Origin of the sequence: Mycobacterium sp. 20KCMC460 (assembly GCF_022179425.1) — a bacterium.
Lineage (GTDB): Bacteria > Actinomycetota > Actinomycetes > Mycobacteriales > Mycobacteriaceae > Mycobacterium > Mycobacterium kiyosense.
This window is the reverse complement of record NZ_AP025524.1, coordinates 65,891-82,115: the sequence shown is the minus strand read 5'-3', so window position 1 is coordinate 82,115 and position 16,225 is coordinate 65,891. Positions and strand designations below refer to the sequence as shown.

At 66.7% G+C, this 16,225-nt stretch carries 18 protein-coding genes; 7 read left to right on the top strand and 11 right to left on the bottom strand.

Features of this window, described 5'->3' with window-relative positions; translation table 11 throughout:
- Positions 1 to 5: 5 nt before the first annotated feature.
- Entirely contained in the window at positions 6 to 1,001 is a 996-nt protein-coding gene (locus tag MKCMC460_RS00405) for a D-2-hydroxyacid dehydrogenase family protein (RefSeq protein WP_236978913.1), read from the top strand.
- A gap of 4 nt (positions 1,002 to 1,005) precedes the next feature.
- Here MKCMC460_RS00405 and MKCMC460_RS00400 read toward each other — a convergent pair whose 3' ends face one another.
- Genes MKCMC460_RS00400 through MKCMC460_RS00385 form a run of 4 tightly spaced genes read right to left on the bottom strand, consistent with a single transcriptional unit; the run spans position 1,006 to position 3,975 of the window.
- Positions 1,006 to 1,608 (bottom strand): TetR/AcrR family transcriptional regulator, encoded by a 603-nt coding sequence (locus MKCMC460_RS00400; RefSeq protein WP_236984489.1) that lies wholly within the window; start codon positions 1,606 to 1,608, stop codon positions 1,006 to 1,008.
- A gap of 2 nt (positions 1,609 to 1,610) precedes the next feature.
- Positions 1,611 to 2,396 (bottom strand): SDR family NAD(P)-dependent oxidoreductase, encoded by a 786-nt coding sequence (locus MKCMC460_RS00395; protein WP_236978911.1) that lies wholly within the window; start codon positions 2,394 to 2,396, stop codon positions 1,611 to 1,613.
- Positions 2,393 to 2,890: a VOC family protein gene (locus MKCMC460_RS00390; protein ID WP_370653050.1), complete on the bottom strand. Its 498-nt coding sequence runs from the start codon at positions 2,888 to 2,890 to the stop codon at positions 2,393 to 2,395. The genes MKCMC460_RS00395 and MKCMC460_RS00390 overlap by 4 nt, the downstream gene beginning before the upstream one ends.
- Positions 2,887 to 3,975, bottom strand: coding sequence for a dihydrodipicolinate reductase (locus MKCMC460_RS00385; RefSeq protein WP_238305169.1), 1,089 nt, complete (start codon positions 3,973 to 3,975; stop codon positions 2,887 to 2,889). The genes MKCMC460_RS00390 and MKCMC460_RS00385 overlap by 4 nt, the downstream gene beginning before the upstream one ends.
- Positions 3,976 to 4,163: 188 nt before the next feature.
- On the opposite strand from MKCMC460_RS00385, the gene MKCMC460_RS00380 reads away from it, so the two are divergent.
- Positions 4,164 to 4,526, top strand: a complete 363-nt coding sequence (locus MKCMC460_RS00380) for a hypothetical protein (RefSeq protein ID WP_238305167.1) — start codon at positions 4,164 to 4,166, stop codon at positions 4,524 to 4,526.
- Here the strand turns inward: MKCMC460_RS00380 and MKCMC460_RS00375 are convergent.
- Genes MKCMC460_RS00375 through MKCMC460_RS00365 form a run of 3 tightly spaced genes read right to left on the bottom strand, consistent with a single transcriptional unit; the run spans position 4,510 to position 6,148 of the window.
- On the bottom strand, positions 4,510 to 5,223 hold the full coding sequence (locus MKCMC460_RS00375; RefSeq protein ID WP_236978901.1) for a VC0807 family protein: 714 nt from the start codon (positions 5,221 to 5,223) through the stop codon (positions 4,510 to 4,512). The genes MKCMC460_RS00380 and MKCMC460_RS00375 overlap by 17 nt on opposite strands.
- A 47-nt stretch (positions 5,224 to 5,270) precedes the next feature.
- Entirely contained in the window at positions 5,271 to 5,606 is a 336-nt protein-coding gene (locus tag MKCMC460_RS00370) for a hypothetical protein (protein ID WP_238305165.1), read from the bottom strand.
- Positions 5,607 to 5,659: 53 nt separating this feature from the next.
- Positions 5,660 to 6,148, bottom strand: coding sequence for a DUF1772 domain-containing protein (locus tag MKCMC460_RS00365; RefSeq protein WP_238305164.1), 489 nt, complete (start codon positions 6,146 to 6,148; stop codon positions 5,660 to 5,662).
- A gap of 182 nt (positions 6,149 to 6,330) precedes the next feature.
- On the opposite strand from MKCMC460_RS00365, the gene MKCMC460_RS00360 reads away from it, so the two are divergent.
- From MKCMC460_RS00360 to MKCMC460_RS00350, 3 genes are read left to right on the top strand one after another with little or no spacing between them, the layout of a single operon-like run.
- Positions 6,331 to 7,707 (top strand): wax ester/triacylglycerol synthase family O-acyltransferase, encoded by a 1,377-nt coding sequence (locus tag MKCMC460_RS00360; RefSeq protein WP_236978897.1) that lies wholly within the window; start codon positions 6,331 to 6,333, stop codon positions 7,705 to 7,707.
- Positions 7,707 to 8,177, top strand: coding sequence for an NUDIX domain-containing protein (locus tag MKCMC460_RS00355; RefSeq protein ID WP_236978895.1), 471 nt, complete (start codon positions 7,707 to 7,709; stop codon positions 8,175 to 8,177). The genes MKCMC460_RS00360 and MKCMC460_RS00355 overlap by 1 nt, the downstream gene beginning before the upstream one ends.
- Positions 8,178 to 8,223: 46 nt before the next feature.
- The gene (locus MKCMC460_RS00350; RefSeq protein ID WP_236978893.1) at positions 8,224 to 9,459 is read left to right on the top strand and encodes a cytochrome P450; all 1,236 of its coding nucleotides are present in this window, start codon (positions 8,224 to 8,226) and stop codon (positions 9,457 to 9,459) included.
- Here the strand turns inward: MKCMC460_RS00350 and MKCMC460_RS00345 are convergent.
- The 3 genes from MKCMC460_RS00345 to MKCMC460_RS00335 form a co-directional block, all read right to left on the bottom strand.
- On the bottom strand, positions 9,456 to 9,878 hold the full coding sequence (locus MKCMC460_RS00345; RefSeq protein ID WP_236978891.1) for a hypothetical protein: 423 nt from the start codon (positions 9,876 to 9,878) through the stop codon (positions 9,456 to 9,458). The genes MKCMC460_RS00350 and MKCMC460_RS00345 overlap by 4 nt on opposite strands.
- A 63-nt stretch (positions 9,879 to 9,941) precedes the next feature.
- Positions 9,942 to 10,391 carry a hypothetical protein gene (locus MKCMC460_RS00340; RefSeq protein WP_238305163.1) on the bottom strand — a complete coding sequence of 150 codons (450 nt, stop codon included), beginning with the start codon at positions 10,389 to 10,391 and terminating at the stop codon, positions 9,942 to 9,944.
- Positions 10,392 to 10,451: 60 nt separating this feature from the next.
- Positions 10,452 to 11,528, bottom strand: coding sequence for an ATP-dependent DNA ligase (locus tag MKCMC460_RS00335; protein WP_238305162.1), 1,077 nt, complete (start codon positions 11,526 to 11,528; stop codon positions 10,452 to 10,454).
- A 37-nt stretch (positions 11,529 to 11,565) separates the two neighbouring features.
- On the opposite strand from MKCMC460_RS00335, the gene ligD reads away from it, so the two are divergent.
- Positions 11,566 to 12,597 (top strand): non-homologous end-joining DNA ligase, encoded by a 1,032-nt coding sequence (gene ligD, locus MKCMC460_RS00330; RefSeq protein WP_236978887.1) that lies wholly within the window; start codon positions 11,566 to 11,568, stop codon positions 12,595 to 12,597.
- Positions 12,598 to 13,473: 876 nt separating this feature from the next.
- On the opposite strand, the gene MKCMC460_RS00325 is transcribed toward ligD, so the two are convergent.
- A complete protein-coding gene (locus MKCMC460_RS00325; protein ID WP_236978885.1) occupies positions 13,474 to 14,871 on the bottom strand; it encodes an aldehyde dehydrogenase in 1,398 nt (465 codons plus the stop codon).
- 80 nt (positions 14,872 to 14,951) lie between these two features.
- On the opposite strand from MKCMC460_RS00325, the gene MKCMC460_RS00320 reads away from it, so the two are divergent.
- The gene (locus MKCMC460_RS00320; RefSeq protein WP_236978883.1) at positions 14,952 to 16,220 is read left to right on the top strand and encodes an aromatic ring-hydroxylating dioxygenase subunit alpha; all 1,269 of its coding nucleotides are present in this window, start codon (positions 14,952 to 14,954) and stop codon (positions 16,218 to 16,220) included.
- The last annotated feature ends 5 nt before the right edge of the window (positions 16,221 to 16,225 follow it).

The window sequence follows — 16,225 nt, the reverse complement described above, 5'->3', positions numbered from 1 at the left end:
ATCGGATGGGTGAGCGCACCGCCCGGGTGGCGATACTGGACGACTACGCGCGCATGGCCCTCGAGCTGGCCGACTGGTCGCCGGTGCAAAAACGTTGTGACATCACCGTCTTCGATCGGCATCTGTCCGAAGACGAGGCGGCCGAGGCGCTGGCGCCGTTCGACGTGGCATGCACGATGCGTGAGCGCATGGCGTTTCCGCGCAGCCTCATCGCCCGGTTGCCGAACCTCAAGCTGATCACCATCGTCGGCCGCAGCCTGCCCAATCTGGACCTGGCCGCCGCCACGGAGCACCACGTGCTGGTCGCCCACTCGAACTTCACCCACCCCCGCTTCCGTGCGGTCCGCGACGCCACTCCGGAGCTGGCGTGGGGTCTGATGATCGCCACGGTGCGCAATCTGGCCGAAGAACACCGCCGGATGCGCGAGGGAGGATGGCAGTCCACCATCGGGACGACCTTATCCGGCAAGACCCTGGGTCTGCTCGGGCTGGGCAGGGTCGGCAGCCGGATGGCCGGCTACGCGAAAGCCTTTGGCATGCCGGTGATTTCGTGGAGCCAGAACCTCACCGAGGCGGCCGCGGCGGAGGTGGGCGCGCGCTGGGTCGCCAAGGAAGCCTTGTTCGAACAGTCCGACGTGGTGTCCATCCACGTCGTACTCTCCGAGCGCACCCACGGGTTGGTCGGCCGGCCGGAACTGATGTCGATGAAGCCAACCGCGTTTCTGGTCAACACTTCTCGCGGGCCGATTGTCGACGAGACGGCGCTGATCGAAACGCTGAGGGGCGGCCGGATCGCCGGGGCGGGACTGGACGTGTTCGACGCCGAACCGCTTCCGGCCGACCATCCGTTGCGTCATCTGCCGAATGTGACGCTGTCGCCGCATCTCGGCTATGTCACCCGGGAAATGCTGGGCGCGTTCTACTCCGACACCGTCGAAGCCGTGGTCGCCTGGCTGTACGGGACACCCGTGCGGATCGCCAACCCGGAAGCGCTGCGGTAACGGGTCAACCGCGACCGGAACTCCAGCGGGAGCTGCGCAATGCTTCCAGCGCCTCGGCCACGCACCGATCCAGCGGTTGCTGCGCCGAGTTCTGCCGGACCCAGCGCTGGAAACCGAAATCGGCGGCGGCGAAGCTCAAGTGCACCAACAGGCCTGGCCGGACGTCGGCGTCGGGATCCACGCCCATCCGCGCTGCGGTGCTGACCGTCGCCCGCTGCCGGTCGGCGGCGGTATGAAAGTTCAACCGGTCCAACAGATCCGGGGCCACCAGCAACGCTGCCCGCCACTCCTCGGTGTCGGTCTCGCCGAACGAGCGGGTGCGTGCGACGATCGCATTGGCCAACGCGACGTCCGGCGATTCCTGCGCCGGGCGTTGTTCGAGCAGGCTCACCACCTCGGCGCCGCCGTGCCGTGCCGGTGCCAGCAGCAGCTCTTCCTTGGTGGTCACATGCCGAAACAACGTGCGCTGGGAAACACCAGCGGCAGCCGCGATTTCGTCAGTCGTCACGGTGTGGTAGCCGCGCTGGGCGAATAGCCGGAAGGCCGCCCGCCGGATATCGGCGCGGATCTGGGCGCGCTGCCGATCGCGCAGCGACTCCCCGGGCACCGTCACCGGAAGCTGCCGATTCCGCCGTCGACGTGAATGGTCTGGCCGGTGATGAACGTCGCGTCGGAGCTCAGTAGGAACGCGACCAGCGCCCCGACGTCGGTCCGTACATCGCCGATCCGCTTCATCGGGACCCGACCCACCGCCTTCGCATAGTCCTCGGGTGCGAACTGCTTCCAGAATTTGACGCCGTCCGATTCGGCGAAGGGGCAGATCACGTTGACCCGGATGTTGTCGCGGCCCCATTCCAGCGCAGCCACTTTCGACAAGCCGCGGATCCCTTCCTTGGCCGCGGCGTAGCCACCCCACTTGGGTTCACCGCCGGTACCGGTCCCCGAGCCCAGGTTGACGATCGAGCCGCCGCCGGCAGCCACCAGCAACGGGTGCACGGCTTGCATGAGCAGAAACGTCGCCCGCGGACCGACGTCGTAACCGAGCGCCAGGTCTTCGACGGTGATGTCGACGAACGCCTTGGGCTCGTTGGTGGCGATCGCGTTGTTGACCAGTCCGTGCACGGTGCCGAACGCGTCCACCGCCGCGGCCACGATGCGCCGCGCGCTCTCGGGGTGGCGCAGATCGGCTGTGAGTGTCGAGAGACGTTGCGCTGCACCGAATTCTGTCCGCAATTCGTCGGCGGTGGCACCGAGCTTCGCCTCCTGGATGTCGACCAGCAGCACCGAAGCTCCGCGCTCCAGCAGCGCGGCGGTGACGCCCCTTCCGACGCCCTGGGCGGCACCGGTCACGACGGCGACCTGCCCCCGCAGCGAGTCCGGGTGCGAGTAGCTCATCGGGCCGGCCCCAGTCGCAGCGGCACCCCACGGTGCAGTTCGTAGGTGCTGCGAGCCCCGCCGGGCAGTTCGATGAACTCGACCGGGGTGCCGGCCGGATCCTTGACGAAAAACATTCGTACGCCGCTGATTTCGAACGGCTGCTGATCGGGGGTGTAGCCGGCCGCGGTGATCCGGAGGTGCGTGTCGTCCAGGTCCGTGACCGACAGCGACAAGTTGTGGATCCCAGTGATACCGGGCCGCGACGGCTTGCGCTCGGGCGCGGCGGTGGTCAACGAGAGCAGTTCGATCATCAGCCCGCCCAGCAAGCCGCCGACCACGCGGCCCTCCTGCTTGCGGGTGGCGTGCAGGACGGTGTCGAAGGGTTCACCGGAGATGGTGTTGTCGAACACCACGTCGAGACCGAGCAGATCCCGGTAGAATTCCAGGGCGCGGTCGATGTCAGTGACCCCGATGACCAAGTGGCAGAACGACACGTCGCCGAGCACGGTCACAAGGCGCCACCCGTGAGGTGGGGCGCCGGACGTCCGGCGAACAACGGCAGATCCAGGTAGGTCTTGATGCCCGGCGCGGCCGCGCACACGTCGGGGATGGCGTTGACGCAGTGGTTGGCCGTGGCCACCACGCCGGGGTTGCGGACGAGCCCGTCGGCCACGGTCTGGGGTTGCAGCCCTTTGAAAGTGAGGTGCACCGTGGGGTCGCCGGTGATCTCGACCTCGAACCGTTCGCCTGCGTCGCCGAAGTTCCAGGCGGGCTCCAGGTTGTCCTCGCCCATCAGCCAGTTGACCGCAGCGGTGATGACGGGTTCGCCGTTGATGACCGCCTGCCAGCGGAAGCGGCGCGCGGCCACGGTTCCCGCGGTGATGGGGAAGGGCTCGTAGTCGATGTCCGCGGTTGCCACCGCAATGTCCTGGATCGTCCTGATCTCGGGATCGATGCGAAATCCCATGTGGTCGGCGATCATTCGCACCGACATCTGGAATCCCTGTTCCAGCAGCGCCGCCATCGGCCCCTGCACCGCCTCTTCGGGTGTGCCGCCGAAGCCCATGATGTGACGGACCACGTCCGGCGCGTTGTAGGTGCGGATGTCGGAGAACTCTTCGGCGCGCACATGGGTGACCGCCGATGACAGCCCCGAGACCATCAGCGGGAAGCGTTCGGTGATGCCGCCGGGGTGGATTCCCGACCCGTGCAGCGTCACACCGGCCTGCAGCGCGGCGTCGGCGACGGCCCGATGGCGCGGGTGGCTGAGGTCCGGATAGACCCAGCCGACCGGAGTGACCACGTTCTTGCCGGACCGCAGGATCGCGATCACTTCGTCGTCGTTGGGGATCAGTGGGCTGTAGACGACGCAGTCGGCAGCCAGGGCCAGGATCTCGTCGACGTCGGTGGTGGCGGTGACGCCGATGGGGTCGATGCCGACGATCTCGCCGACGTCGCGGCCGTTCTTGTCCGCGGAGTGCACCCAACAGCCGGCCAGTTCGAGTTGCGGATGGTTCAGCACGCATTCCACGGCGGCTTTTCCGACACCCCCGGTCGCCCACTGGATGACGCGAAATGTGGACGGTGTGGGGGTCATGGGTCACCTTCCGGTGGGATGAGTGGTATGCCGGCTGGCAACGTATGACCTTATGACAGCGACTGTCAACGAATGCGCGGAAATCTCCGAAACATGCGTCCCGGAGACGAGAAAAATCCGATAATTCTGCGGTGCGTAAGACAGCAATCGCAGTAGCAGCTGCCCTAGTCACGGCTGGGTGGACGGGGATGCCCACGGCGGCCGCGGACAACCCGGTCTGCACCAGTACGTGGTGTTCATTCCTGTCGCCGAGCCGCAACATCGGCTGCGAACTGAGCTACCAGCGGGGTAGCGGCATCCCCGACGAAACGTACTGCCAAACCAACTCGCCGCCGCTGTCGGTGCGCCTGAGCACCGACGGGTCGTTCAAGAGCTGCTCGGGGGAGACCTGCCTGGGTAATTCGGGCCAAGGCACCCCGACGCTGGCTTACGGTCAATCCGCCGCGGTCGGCCCCTTCACCTGCCGCTCCGAATCCAACGGTGTCACCTGCACGGTCGCCTCGGGTCGAGGATTCACCCTGTCCAGCTCGGGAGCTACGCCCGTCGGGTGACCGCAGCGGCGCGATCGGCTGCCGCCTCGTCGGTGCGACGGACGAACCTGCGCAGCAGGGTAGTGGCGCTCGCGATGCAGACCACCAGCAGCGTCGGACCGACCGTCACGATCAGGATCTGCGAGATGTCGACGGGCAGCGTGAAGATGCACGCGACCGCGGCGACCGGGAACATGCCGCAGATCAGCCCGAGGCGCACGCACAGCCGGGTGTGCAGGCGGTGCCAGTCGCGGATGTCCTGATCGGTCCAGCCCCGTTGCGGCAGTGCCGCGTCGGCGAGGCCGGGCGCGATGGCGCCGGTGATCATCTTGGAGGTGGGCTTGCGCACCACGCCGCTGGCCACCACCGACCAGACCAGGAAGGTGGCCGGGATGAGTTCGGTGACCTGCACGATGCGCGGGTTCTTGGTGGTGAACGCGACGGCCAGCGAGACGGCGGCGCAGACCAGCACGGCCACGTTGACGAATTCGATCTTGCGTTTGCGCACCACGGTGGACAGGCCCTGCAGGGTGGCGACGACGATCGCACCCACCAGGGCCAGGTACGGCGTGACGCCGAACATACGCAGGCCGTAGTACGCCAATACCGGCGGCACGGTGTTGATCACGGTCGTCTGCGCGTATTCGCGCAGGCTTTTCGGGGCGTCGAACCCGGCGCCGGCCGATTCATCGGAAGTAGTGGGGTTTTCTTGCGGCACAGACCGAGCGTACCGACGCCCCCGCCGATGTAGTTAGCTGACCCTAACTAACGCGGCGCTGAGCGGCGGGCGGCCGCGCCGCGGGTGAGCCGGTCGATGATTGCGTGGCCGGCCCGGCGCACCGGGTGGCGCAGCGAGGCGGTGTCGGTGGGATCGGGGTCGAGCACGTCGCCCGCGGTGACGACCGTGGAGTCCAGCGCGTTGCCCAAGCGCCGGTGTCCGCCCACCCGATGTACGAGGTAGCCCGCCAGCGCCAGGCTGGCCAGTCCGATCGGCACCGCCGGGTTGGTCCAGGCCCACCTTCGTGCCGCGGCGATCAGCGTGGTGCTCGCTTTGTGCACCACCCGCGCCGGAATGCCGTCTTCGGCGGATCCATCGCTCACGTCGCATCGTCTCCTTGTGGTCTGCTGTGAACCTACTGGATCAGGTGCCCTGATCAGCGGCGCAGCAGACCCACACCCAGCAGCGCCGCGCCGAGCAGGGGGCAGATGGTGCGCACATGGTTCCACGCCGTCCACGGCCCGGAGTAGGCATGCCACGCCGGCGCGGCATCCGTCGCGAGCCGGACCTTGTCCAGCTGTTCGTTGAGCGGCACGTTGCATGCGGCGGTGACGACGAGCGCGACGACGGCCAGCACCGCGCCGGCCAGCAGGTAGCCGCTGCCGCGGCGCGCCAGCTGTGTCACCGCGACGATGCCGACCGCCAGTGCAGTGACAGCCGCCCCGAAGAACAGCGTCAAGAATGGTGGATTCGCTTGTGCGGCAGCATTTATGGCACGCATCGCGACAACCGCGTCCACCGGGTTGATCCGGTCCAGGCCGCGCATGACGAAGGCGGAGAAAGCAAAGAACAGGCCGCCGACGGCCGCGTTGCCCAGAGCGGCGACGACGGTCAGAACGCTCAGGGGGCTGACACGCTTGGACATAGCGGCAATCCAATCAGGGCGGCAAGGCGATCGTTTGGTGAGCACCCCCGGCCGAGCGCGATTTCTGCGACGGGTTTACGGCGCGTCGTGACGTTCACTCTCACGCGGGGACTCAGGCCGCCGAGGTCATCGGTTCGTGCAGGGCTATTACGTCCGGGGCATTCTCGGGGTGTAATGGCCGGATGGAACTCATGGTGCCCACCGACTCGATGTTTCTGTTCAGCGAATCGCGGGAGCATCCCTTGCACGTCGGTGGCCTGTCGCTGTTCGAGCCTCCGGAGGGAGCCGGACCGCAGTTCGTCCGGGAGTTCTACGAGGCGCTGATCGCCAACGACGAATTTCAGCCGACTTTCCGGAAGCACCCCGCGAAGATCGCGGGTGGAATCGCCACTCTCGCTTGGGCTTACGACGACGAAGTCGACGTCGACTACCACGTGCGGCGCTCGGCGCTGCCGTCGCCGGGACGGGTCCGCGACTTGCTGGAGCTGACCTCGCGGGTGCACACCGCCCTGCTCGACCGGCACCGCCCGCTATGGGAGGCGTACGTGATCGAGGGCCTGCAGGACGGCCGGTTCGCGCTGTACACCAAGATGCACCATGCGCTGATCGACGGTGTCTCGGCGGTCAAGCTGATGCAGCGCACGCTGTCCACCGACCCGCACGACACCGAAGTCAAAGCGATGTGGAGTTTGCCGCGGCCGCCGAAACCGGCAGCCCCCTCCGAAGGAGGCTCAAACCCGCTGAACTCACTGATGAAACTGGCGGGGTCCCTCAAAGGGCTTGCGGGAGTTGGCCCTTCGACGTTGAAGCTGGCCCGCGCGGCACTGCTGGAACAGCAGTTGACGCTGCCGTTCGCCGCGCCGCACACCATGCTCAACGTGAAGGTCGGAGGAGCGCGGCGGTGCGCGGCACAGTCCTGGTCACTGGACCGGGTCAAGAGCGTCAAGCAGGCCGCCGGTGTGACGGTCAACGACGCCGTGCTGGCGATGTGCGCAGGTGCGCTGCGTTACTACCTGCTCGAGCAGCACGCACTGCCCGACACGCCGCTGGTGGCGATGGTGCCGGTGAGCCTGCGTTCGGAGGCCGACGCCGACAGCGGCGGCAACAAGGTCGGCAGCATCCTGTGCAACTTGGCCACCGATGTCGAAGACCCGGCGAAGCGGATCGAGATCATCGCCGAGTCGATGCGCCGCAACAAGAAAGTGCTCGCCGACCTGCCGTCGTATGAGGTGCTGGCGTTGTCGGCGCTGAACATGGCGCCGTTGCTGTTGTCCGGTGTGCCGGGGTTCCTCTCGGCGGTGCCGCCGCCGTTCAACATCGTCATCTCCAACGTGCCCGGGACGGCGGACCCGCTCTACTACGGCGGGGCGCGGCTGGACGGCAGCTACCCGCTGTCCAACATCCCGGACGGCCAGGCGCTGAACATCACGCTGGTCAACAACGCCGGCAACCTGGACTTCGGGCTGGTCGGCTGCCGGCGCAGCGTGCCGCACCTGCAACGGTTGCTCGCCCATCTGGAGTCGTCGCTGAAGGACCTGGAGCAGGCCGTGGGAGCCTGATGCCGCGGCTCAGCGCGGGTTTGCTGCTGTACCGGACACGCTGCGGTGTCGTCGAGGTCCTGATCGCTCATCCGGGTGGTCCGTTCTGGGCGCGCAAGGACGACGGCGCCTGGTCGATCCCGAAAGGCGAGTACACCGACGGCGACGACGTGTGGGCGGCCGCGCAACGCGAGTTCGGCGAGGAGCTCGGGCTGCCGGTCCCGGCCGGGGCACGCATCGACCTCGGCGCGGTGCAGCAGTCCGGCGGCAAGATCGTCACCGCGTTCGCCGTCGCCGGTGATCTCGACGTCACCGACGCGCGCAGCAACACCTTCGAGCTGGAGTGGCCGCGCGGGTCGGGCAAGATTCGGCAGTTCCCCGAAGTCGACCGAGTCGGCTGGTTCCCGGTGGCGCAGGCCCGGATCAAGCTGCTCAAGGGCCAGCGCGAGTTCCTGGACCGCCTGATGGCGCACCTTGACGCAGCGGAGTAGTGCCGGGGCCATTGGGCTCGCGCTCGACACGGGCACAATGGGGCCCATGCCGCCGACGCCAGCCCAGTCCACCGCGCAAGACCCGCAGGCGCTGTTGCTGCGGCTGCTGGACCCGGCGAGCCGGCCTGACCCCTACCCGGTGTGCGCGCAGCTGCGCGATCTCGGCCCGGTCGAGCTGCCGGGCGGCAGCTTCGTCATGTTCTCGTCGTACCGCGACTGCGACGACGTGCTGCGGCATCCGTCGTCGAGCAGTGACCATTCCAAGTCGACCGCGGCGCAGCGGATGATCGAGGCCGACCAGACGCTACGCCGGGAGACGCCGCCGGGATTTCTGTTTCTCGACCCGCCCGACCACACCCGGCTGCGCAAACTCGTCAGCAAGGCGTTCGCGCCGAGGGTGGTCAACGCGCTGCAACCCGAGATCGGTGCGCTGGTGGACGGACTGCTGGGCCGGATCGCCGAGAAGGGCAGCTTCGACGTGGTCGCGGACTTCGCCTACCCGCTGCCGGTCGCGGTGATCTGCCGGTTGCTCGGCGTGCCGCTGCACGACGAGCCGAAGTTCAGCCGGGCGTCGGCGGTGCTGGCGAAGTCACTGGACCCGTTCTTCGCCGACAGCGAGGCCGACGACATCAGCAACGCCCTCGATGCCGGCGCGAGCCTGCGCGAATATCTGCACAGCCTCATCGCGCTGCGGCGCCGCGACCCCGGCGACGACCTGATGTCGGGGTTGGTGGCGGTCAACGACTCCGGCGATCAGTTGACCGAAGAGGAGATCGTCTCGACCTGTCTGCTGTTGCTGGTCGCCGGGCACGAGACCACGGTGAACCTGATCGGCAACGCGATCCTGGCGATGCTGCGCGACCGCCGGCAATGGACGGCGTTGAGCCAGGACCCATCCCGGGCGTCGGCCGTGGTGGAGGAGACGCTGCGCTACGATCCGCCGGTGCAACAACTCAGCCGAATCGCGTTGGACGACATGACAATTGGCGGAACCAACGTGGCCAAAGGGGACATGATGACGCTGCTGGTGGCCGCAGCGCACCGTGATCCCGCCGAATTCGAGCGCCCCGACGTCTTCGATCCGGATCGTGTTGGGTTGCGGCACTTGGGTTTTGGCCGCGGCGCCCACTACTGCCTGGGTGCGCCGCTGGCCCGGTTGGAAGCCAGTGCGGCGTTGTCGGCGGTGACGGCACGCTTTCCCGGCGCGCGACTGGCCGGCGAACCGCTGTACAAGCCGAACCTCACCCTGCGCGGTCTGTCGACGCTGACGGTCGCGGTCTAGTTGCCGTTGCGGCCCGGACGCCCGCCGGCCAGGTTGATCATCAGCGGTATGGGTGTGGCGATGGGACGGGTGGCTTCCGCATCGTGGTAGACGCCGATCGTGAATTCACCGGTGGTCTCGATCGCGAATGAGAGCTGCGGGGTGAAGCAGCGATACTTCGACGCCTTGTTCTCCTCGTCCGGCCATTGCCAGGCAGAGCGCAGGGTGCCGCGAATCGACCCGCCGGGATCCTTCGCGACGACGAACAGCTCCGGGTCGAAATCGCCACCGGCCGGTGCGTGCACGACCAGCACCAGCGGGACCGTCAGCCAGATCGGAACCTGGTTGATGTCGTAACTGGTCGTCGGCAGACGGGTGGCGTCGATAGCGGAATCGTCGATGTTGGCGGAACCCGCCACGAGTAGTGCGGCTACGTGCATCACGACAGCTTAACGGGGCGAGGTTGGCGAAAACCCGGCGTTGGCAATACCGGTCGAATCAATTCAAAGTGCGGCTTCGTCGTCGTCGTCGACGTCGTTTTCGGGGTTCTTTTCGGCCAGCACGATCGACATCGGGACGGGTGTGGACAACTCGAATTTGCCGTCGGCGTCGTAATAGGCGCCAATGGTGTATTCACCTTCGGTTTCCACCTGAAATGCGAGCTCCTGGGTGAAACACCGGTACTTCGACGGCAGCTTTCCGTCATCAGGCCAATGCCAGGCTGCGCGCAGCGATCCCAACGCTTTGCCGGCCGGATCCTTGCACACCACGTGCAGATCCGGGTCGTAGTCGCCACCGGCCGGCGCATGCACTACCAGAACCACCGGAACCTTTGCCCATAACGGCATTTGGTCGACCTGAAACCACGCCATGGGAATGGAGGTGGCGTTGATCGCGCCATATTCGTCGAACGCGGCGGTGCGTGCAACGAACAGTGAACATACGTGCAGCATCACGACATCTTAAGGCTGCGCCACGTAATCTCCGCGGCGGCCGCGCCATTCCACCGCCCATCACGTGTCTTTCCGCAAAAGCCCGGGCACGATGTCGCCCAAGCTGAAAGTGACCGGCTGGTCCAGCTGCGCGTAGGTGCACGAGCGCGGTTCGCGGTCGGGGCGCCATCGGTTGAATTGGGCGGTGTGGCGGAATCTCACGCCCTCCATGTGGTCGTAGCGGACCTCGACCACCCGCTCCGGTCGCAACGGCACGAACGACAAATCCTTGCCCGCGTTCCAGCGTGAGCCCTCGTTCTTGCGTGGCGTGCGTTCGCCGGATTCGTGCGCGGCCCAGTTCCACGGATGCTGGTCGAACTCGGTGACCAGCGGCTGTAATTCGGCGAACAGCCGTCTGCGTTCGGCCATCGGGAAGGCGCCGATCACCCCGACCGAGGCGAGTTGACCGTCCGGCTGATAGAGCCCCAGCAGCAGCGACCCGATCGCGTCGGCGCCCGATTTGTGTACGCGATAACCGGCGACCACGCAGTCGGCGGTGCGTTCGTGCTTGACCTTGAACATCACCCGTTTGTCCGGCTGGTAGGTGACGCTCAACGGCTTGGCGATCACCCCGTCGAGGCCGGCGCCCTCGAACTCGTCGAACCAGCGTTGCGCGACTGCGGGATCGGTGGTCGCCGGGGTCACGTGAAACGACGGTCCCGAGCCCGTCAGCGCCTCGACCAGCGCCGCGCGCCGCTCGGTGAACGGGCGCCCGGTGTAGTCCTCGTCGTCCAGGGCGAGTAGGTCGAACGCGATGAACGACGCCGGGGTCTGCTCGGCCAGCATCCGCACCCGCGAGTCGGCGGGATGGATACGTTGTTGCAGCGCTTCGAAATCCAGGCCGTGCGCGGTGGCAATCACGATCTCCCCGTCGATCACGCAGCGGGGCGGCAACTCGCTTTTGACCGCGGCGACCAGTTCGGGAAAGTACCGCGTCATCGGCCGTTCGTTGCGGCTGCCCAGTTCCACCTCGTCGCCGTCGCGAAAGCAGATGGAGCGGAACCCATCCCATTTGGGTTCGTAGGAGGCGTCGTTCGGGATCGTCTTGACCGGCTTGGCCAGCATCGGCGACACGGGCGGCATGACAGGTAAATCCATTGGATCATTGTGTCGTGCGGCATGCTGGTAGCCAGACATGGCTGCCAAAGCAGAAGAACTCGACGTCGACGGCATCGCCGTGCGGGTGACCAACCGGGACAAGGTGTACTTTCCCGCGCTGGCGACCGACGGCACCAAAGGCCGGCTGATCGACTACTACGCGACGGTCGGTGCCGGCCCGATGCTGACCGCCCTGCGGGACCGGCCCACCCATCTGCAGCGGTTCCCCGACGGCATCGACGGCGAGGAGATCTACCAGAAGCGGGTGCCGCAGCATCACCCCGACTACCTGGAAACGTGCCGGATCACCTTCCCGTCGGGACGTACCGCCGACGCGCTGAAGGTGACGCACCCGGCGGCGATCGTGTGGGCGGCGCAGATGGGCACCGTCACGCTACACCCGTGGCAGGTGCGCTGCCCGGATACCGACCATCCCGACGAGTTGCGCATCGACCTGGACCCGCAGCCCGGCACCGGCTTCCTCGAGGCTCGCACGGTTGCCGTCGAGGTGCTGCGGCCGCTGCTCGACGAACTCGGTCTGGTGGGCTACGCCAAAACCTCGGGCGGTCGCGGGGTGCACGTCTATCTGCGGATCGCCACCGACTGGGACTTTATCGCGGTGCGTCGCGCCGGTATCGCGCTGGCCCGCGAGGTAGAGCGGCGCGCGCCGGAGGCGGTGACGACGTCTTGGTGGAAGGAAGAGCGCGGACAGCGCATTTTCATCGACTTCAACCAGAATGCCCGTGACCGCACCATGGCGTCGCCGTATTCGGTGCGGCGCACCCCGATCGCGACGGTCTCGATGCCGCTGAGCTGGGACGAACTCGCGGATGCGGACCCTGACGACTACACCATGGCCACGGTGCCCGATCTGATTGCCGCGCGGGCGGACCCGTGGGCCGGGATGGACGAGGAGGCGCAATCGCTGGCGCCGCTGTTGGAGATGGTGGCTGCCGACGAGCAGCGCGGGTTGGGGGATATGCCGTATCCGCCGAACTACCCGAAGATGCCGGGGGAGCCGAAACGAGTGCAGCCGAGCCGGGATACGGACTTGAAGAAGAAGTCCTGAAGGGCGTTTTGGTCCTGCTGGGCGTTCCGCTGAGGTGTGGCCGCGTGTGAAGCTGTGGCGTTGAGTGTGAAGTTTGGGCGTTGAAAGTGTTGTGGTGGCGGGATTTTCACGGTTTTCGCGCCCAGGGTTCACGCCCAACGCCCAGGTTTCACACCCAACGCCCAGGCTTCACACCAAGCGCCCAGGCTTCACGCGCAACGCCCAGCTTCACGCGCAGCGGCGCGGTTCCGCGGCGCTAGGGCGTGGTTTTACGCGGCTGAGGTGTCGCGTGTGAAGCTGTGGCGTTGAGTGTGAAGTTTGGGCGTTGAAAATGTTGTGGTGGCGGGATTTTCGCGGTTTTCGCACCCAGGTTTCACACCCAACGCCCAGGGTTCACGCCCAACGCCCAGGTTTCACGCGCAGCGCCCAGGTTTCACGCGCAACGCCCAGCTTCACGCGCAGCGGCGCGGTTCCGCGGCGCTAGGGCCTGGTTTTTCCCGGCTGAGGTGTCGCGTGTGAAGCTGTGGCGTTGAGTGTGAAGTTTGGGCGTTGAAAGTGTTGTGGTGGCGGGATTTTCGCGGTTTTCGCACCCAGGTTTCACACCCAACGCCCAGGGTTCACGCCCAACGCCCAGGTTTCACGCGCAGCGCCCAGGTTTCACGCGCAACGCCCAGCTTCACGCGCAGCGGCGCGGTTCCGCGGCGCTAGGGCCTGGTTTTTCCCGGCTGAGGTCTCGCGTGTGAAGCTGTGGCGTTGAGTGTGAAGTTTGGGCGTTGAAAGTGTTGTGGTGGCGGGATTTTCGTGGTTTTCGCGCCCAGGGTTCACACCCAACGCCCAGGCTTCATGCCCAACGCCCCGGCTTCACACCCGACGCTACCGCTTCACACCCGACCCCGCTCAGCCTCCCGGCGCAACAGCGATCGACTTGGTCTCCAGGTACGAGTCCAACCCCTCAGGACCCAGCTCACGCCCGTACCCGCTGCCCTTCACACCACCGAACGGCGCGAACGGGTCCATTGTGTAGCCCTGGTTAATGCCTAGCGTCCCGGTGCGGATGCGGCCGGCGATCGCCAGCGCGCGATCGGTGTCACCGGTCCACACCGAGCCGGCCAAGCCGTAGTCGGAGTCGTTGGCGATGGCCACCGCGTCGTCCTCGTCGCGGTATGGGATAACGGTGATGACGGGACCGAAGATCTCCTCACGCGCGATGCGCATCGCGTTGTCGGCGCCCGCGAAAAGAGTTGGCTTGACGTACCAGCCGCGGTCCACGCCGTCGGGCATCTCGGTGCCGCCCAGCACCATTCGCGCACCCTCCCGTTGCCCGATTTCGATGTACCCGCGCACCCGGCTCTGCTGGCGCTGGGAGACCAGCGGGCCGAGCTGGGTGTCCTTTTCGGCGGGGTCGCCGACCCGCAGCGCTCCCATCTCGGCGGCCAGCGCGTCGACGTACTCGTCGTGGCGCTGCTGCGGCACCAGCACGCGGGTCAGCGCGTTGCAGATCTGCCCGCTGTTGGACAGGCTGGCCGATCGTACGCCCGCGGCGACCTGCTCCGGGGCGGCGTCGTCGAGGACGACGGCCGCGGACTTGCCGCCGAGTTCGAGGCTGACCTTGGTCAGGTTGGGCGCACATGCGGCTGCCACCGCGCGTCCGGCCGCCGTGGAACCGGTGAACGACACCTTGTCCAAGCCGGGGTGGCTGACCAGGGCTTCGCCGACATCGCGGCCGCCCAATACCAGCGTGACCACACCCTCCGGCAGGCCCACACTCGCCAACATCTCGGCCAAAAGCAAGGCATCCAAAGGTGATTCGGGCGCCGGTTTGAGCACCACCGTGCAGCCGGCCAGCAGCGCGGGCACCAGCTTGGTGACGATCAGGAACTGTGGCATGTTCCACGGCACGACGGCGCCGACGACGCCGACCGGTTCCTTGCGCACCTGGACGTCGGTGCCGAAGAAGCCGCGCCGGTTCTCCTGCCACGGGTGGCGCTCGGCCAGGTCGCAGAACGCACGCATCATCATCGCGGGCAGGCCCACCTGCGCACGCTGGGCGAAGGTGATCGGAGCGCCTATCTCGGCGCTGATGGTCTGGGCCATCTCCTTGCGCCGCTCGTCGTACACGTCAGCCAACCGCCGGATCGCGGCAATGCGATCGGCGGGTGCGCCGCGTCCCCAGGAGTCGAAGGCCGCGCGCGCGGCAGCGATCGCGGCGTCGACGTCGGCGGCGCTGGCCGCGGTGACTTCGGCGATCGGCTGCTCGGTGTGCGGAGAGATGACTTCGAAAACCTGCGATCCCATCGGCCGCCTTCCAGTATCAACTACTTGCGATTCGGGTATTGAGCATATACCGTCGGCCCTGACGGAAGACAGGAGCCGTTATGCCCCGATTTCCCAAGCCGCCGGAAGGCAGCTGGACGCAGCACTATCCCGAACTGGGCACCGGGCCGGTGTCCTATGAGGACTCGATCAGCCCGCAGATCTACGAGTTGGAGCGCGCCGCGATCTTCAAACGCGCTTGGCTCAATGTCGGCCGCGTGCAACAGCTTCCACGCAAGGGCAGCTATTTCACCAAGGAACTGAAGGTCGTCAACACCTCGATCATTCTGGTGCGCAACGCATCTGGACAGATCAACGCGTTCCACAACGTGTGCCGGCATCGCGGCAACAAACTGGTGTGGAACGACATGCCGCTCGAGGAGACCAGCGGCACGTGCCGCCAGTTCACCTGCAAGTACCACGCGTGGCGCTACGACCTGGACGGGAACCTGACGTTCGTGCAGCAGGAGGGCGAGTTCTTCGACCTCGACAAGAGCCGTTACGGCCTGGTGCCGGTGCACTGCGACGTCTGGGAAGGCTTCATCTTCGTCAACTTCGCCAAGCAGCCGGAACAGACGCTGCGGGAATTCCTGGGCCCGATGGTGACCGCACTGGAGGGATATCCGTTCGACCTGATGACCTCGCGCTGGTACTACCGCTCCGAGGTGAAGGCGAACTGGAAGCTCTACATGGACGCGTTCCAGGAGTTCTATCACGCGCCGGTACTGCACGCGAACCAGTCGCCGACCGCGTACTCGAAGGCGGCCGCCGAGGCCGGGTTCGAGGCCCCGCACTACCGGTTGGAGGGCCCGCACCGATTGGTCAGCACCTCGGGTGTGCGGGCCTGGGAGATGTCGGCGGAGATGCGCAAGCCGATCGAGGACATCTGCCAGAGCGGCCTGTTCGGGCCGTGGGACAAGCCGGACCTGGGCCCAATGCCGCCCGGGCTGAATCCGGCGAAATGCGATCCGTGGGGCCTGGATTCGTTCCAGTTGTTCCCGAACTTCGTCATCCTGTTCTGGGGCCAGGGCTGGTATCTGACCTACCACTACTGGCCGACGTCCTACAACAGTCACATCTTCGAGGGCACCCTGTATTTCCCGCAGCCGCGGACTCCCCGCGAGCGGGTCGCCCAGGAACTCGCGGCGGTGTCGTTCAAGGAGTACGGCCTGCAGGACGCCAACACGCTGGAGGCCACCCAGAGCATGATCGAGTCGCGGGTGGTCGACGACTTCGTGCTCAACGACCAGGAGATCCTGCTGCGCCACCTGCACAAGGAGACCGCGGCGTGGATCGACGAGTACCAGCGCACCGACCCCGCGAGAGTGTGACTCCG

Excerpts from the sequence above, each read along its gene's own strand:
- MKCMC460_RS00405 (WP_236978913.1), top strand. The coding sequence starts at position 6 with ATGGGTGAGCGCACCGCCCGGGTGGCGATACTGGACGACTACGCGCGC.
- MKCMC460_RS00395 (WP_236978911.1), bottom strand. The coding sequence starts at position 2,396 with ATGAGCTACTCGCACCCGGACTCGCTGCGGGGGCAGGTCGCCGTCGTG.
- MKCMC460_RS00385 (WP_238305169.1), bottom strand. The coding sequence starts at position 3,975 with ATGACCCCCACACCGTCCACATTTCGCGTCATCCAGTGGGCGACCGGG.
- MKCMC460_RS00380 (WP_238305167.1), top strand. The coding sequence starts at position 4,164 with ATGCCCACGGCGGCCGCGGACAACCCGGTCTGCACCAGTACGTGGTGT.
- MKCMC460_RS00365 (WP_238305164.1), bottom strand. The coding sequence starts at position 6,148 with ATGTCCAAGCGTGTCAGCCCCCTGAGCGTTCTGACCGTCGTCGCCGCT.
- MKCMC460_RS00360 (WP_236978897.1), top strand. The coding sequence starts at position 6,331 with ATGGAACTCATGGTGCCCACCGACTCGATGTTTCTGTTCAGCGAATCG.
- MKCMC460_RS00355 (WP_236978895.1), top strand. The coding sequence starts at position 7,707 with ATGCCGCGGCTCAGCGCGGGTTTGCTGCTGTACCGGACACGCTGCGGT.
- MKCMC460_RS00350 (WP_236978893.1), top strand. The coding sequence starts at position 8,224 with ATGCCGCCGACGCCAGCCCAGTCCACCGCGCAAGACCCGCAGGCGCTG.
- MKCMC460_RS00345 (WP_236978891.1), bottom strand. The coding sequence starts at position 9,878 with ATGCACGTAGCCGCACTACTCGTGGCGGGTTCCGCCAACATCGACGAT.
- MKCMC460_RS00340 (WP_238305163.1), bottom strand. The coding sequence starts at position 10,391 with ATGCTGCACGTATGTTCACTGTTCGTTGCACGCACCGCCGCGTTCGAC.
- MKCMC460_RS00335 (WP_238305162.1), bottom strand. The coding sequence starts at position 11,528 with ATGGATTTACCTGTCATGCCGCCCGTGTCGCCGATGCTGGCCAAGCCG.
- ligD (WP_236978887.1), top strand. The coding sequence starts at position 11,566 with ATGGCTGCCAAAGCAGAAGAACTCGACGTCGACGGCATCGCCGTGCGG.
- MKCMC460_RS00325 (WP_236978885.1), bottom strand. The coding sequence starts at position 14,871 with ATGGGATCGCAGGTTTTCGAAGTCATCTCTCCGCACACCGAGCAGCCG.
- MKCMC460_RS00320 (WP_236978883.1), top strand. The coding sequence starts at position 14,952 with ATGCCCCGATTTCCCAAGCCGCCGGAAGGCAGCTGGACGCAGCACTAT.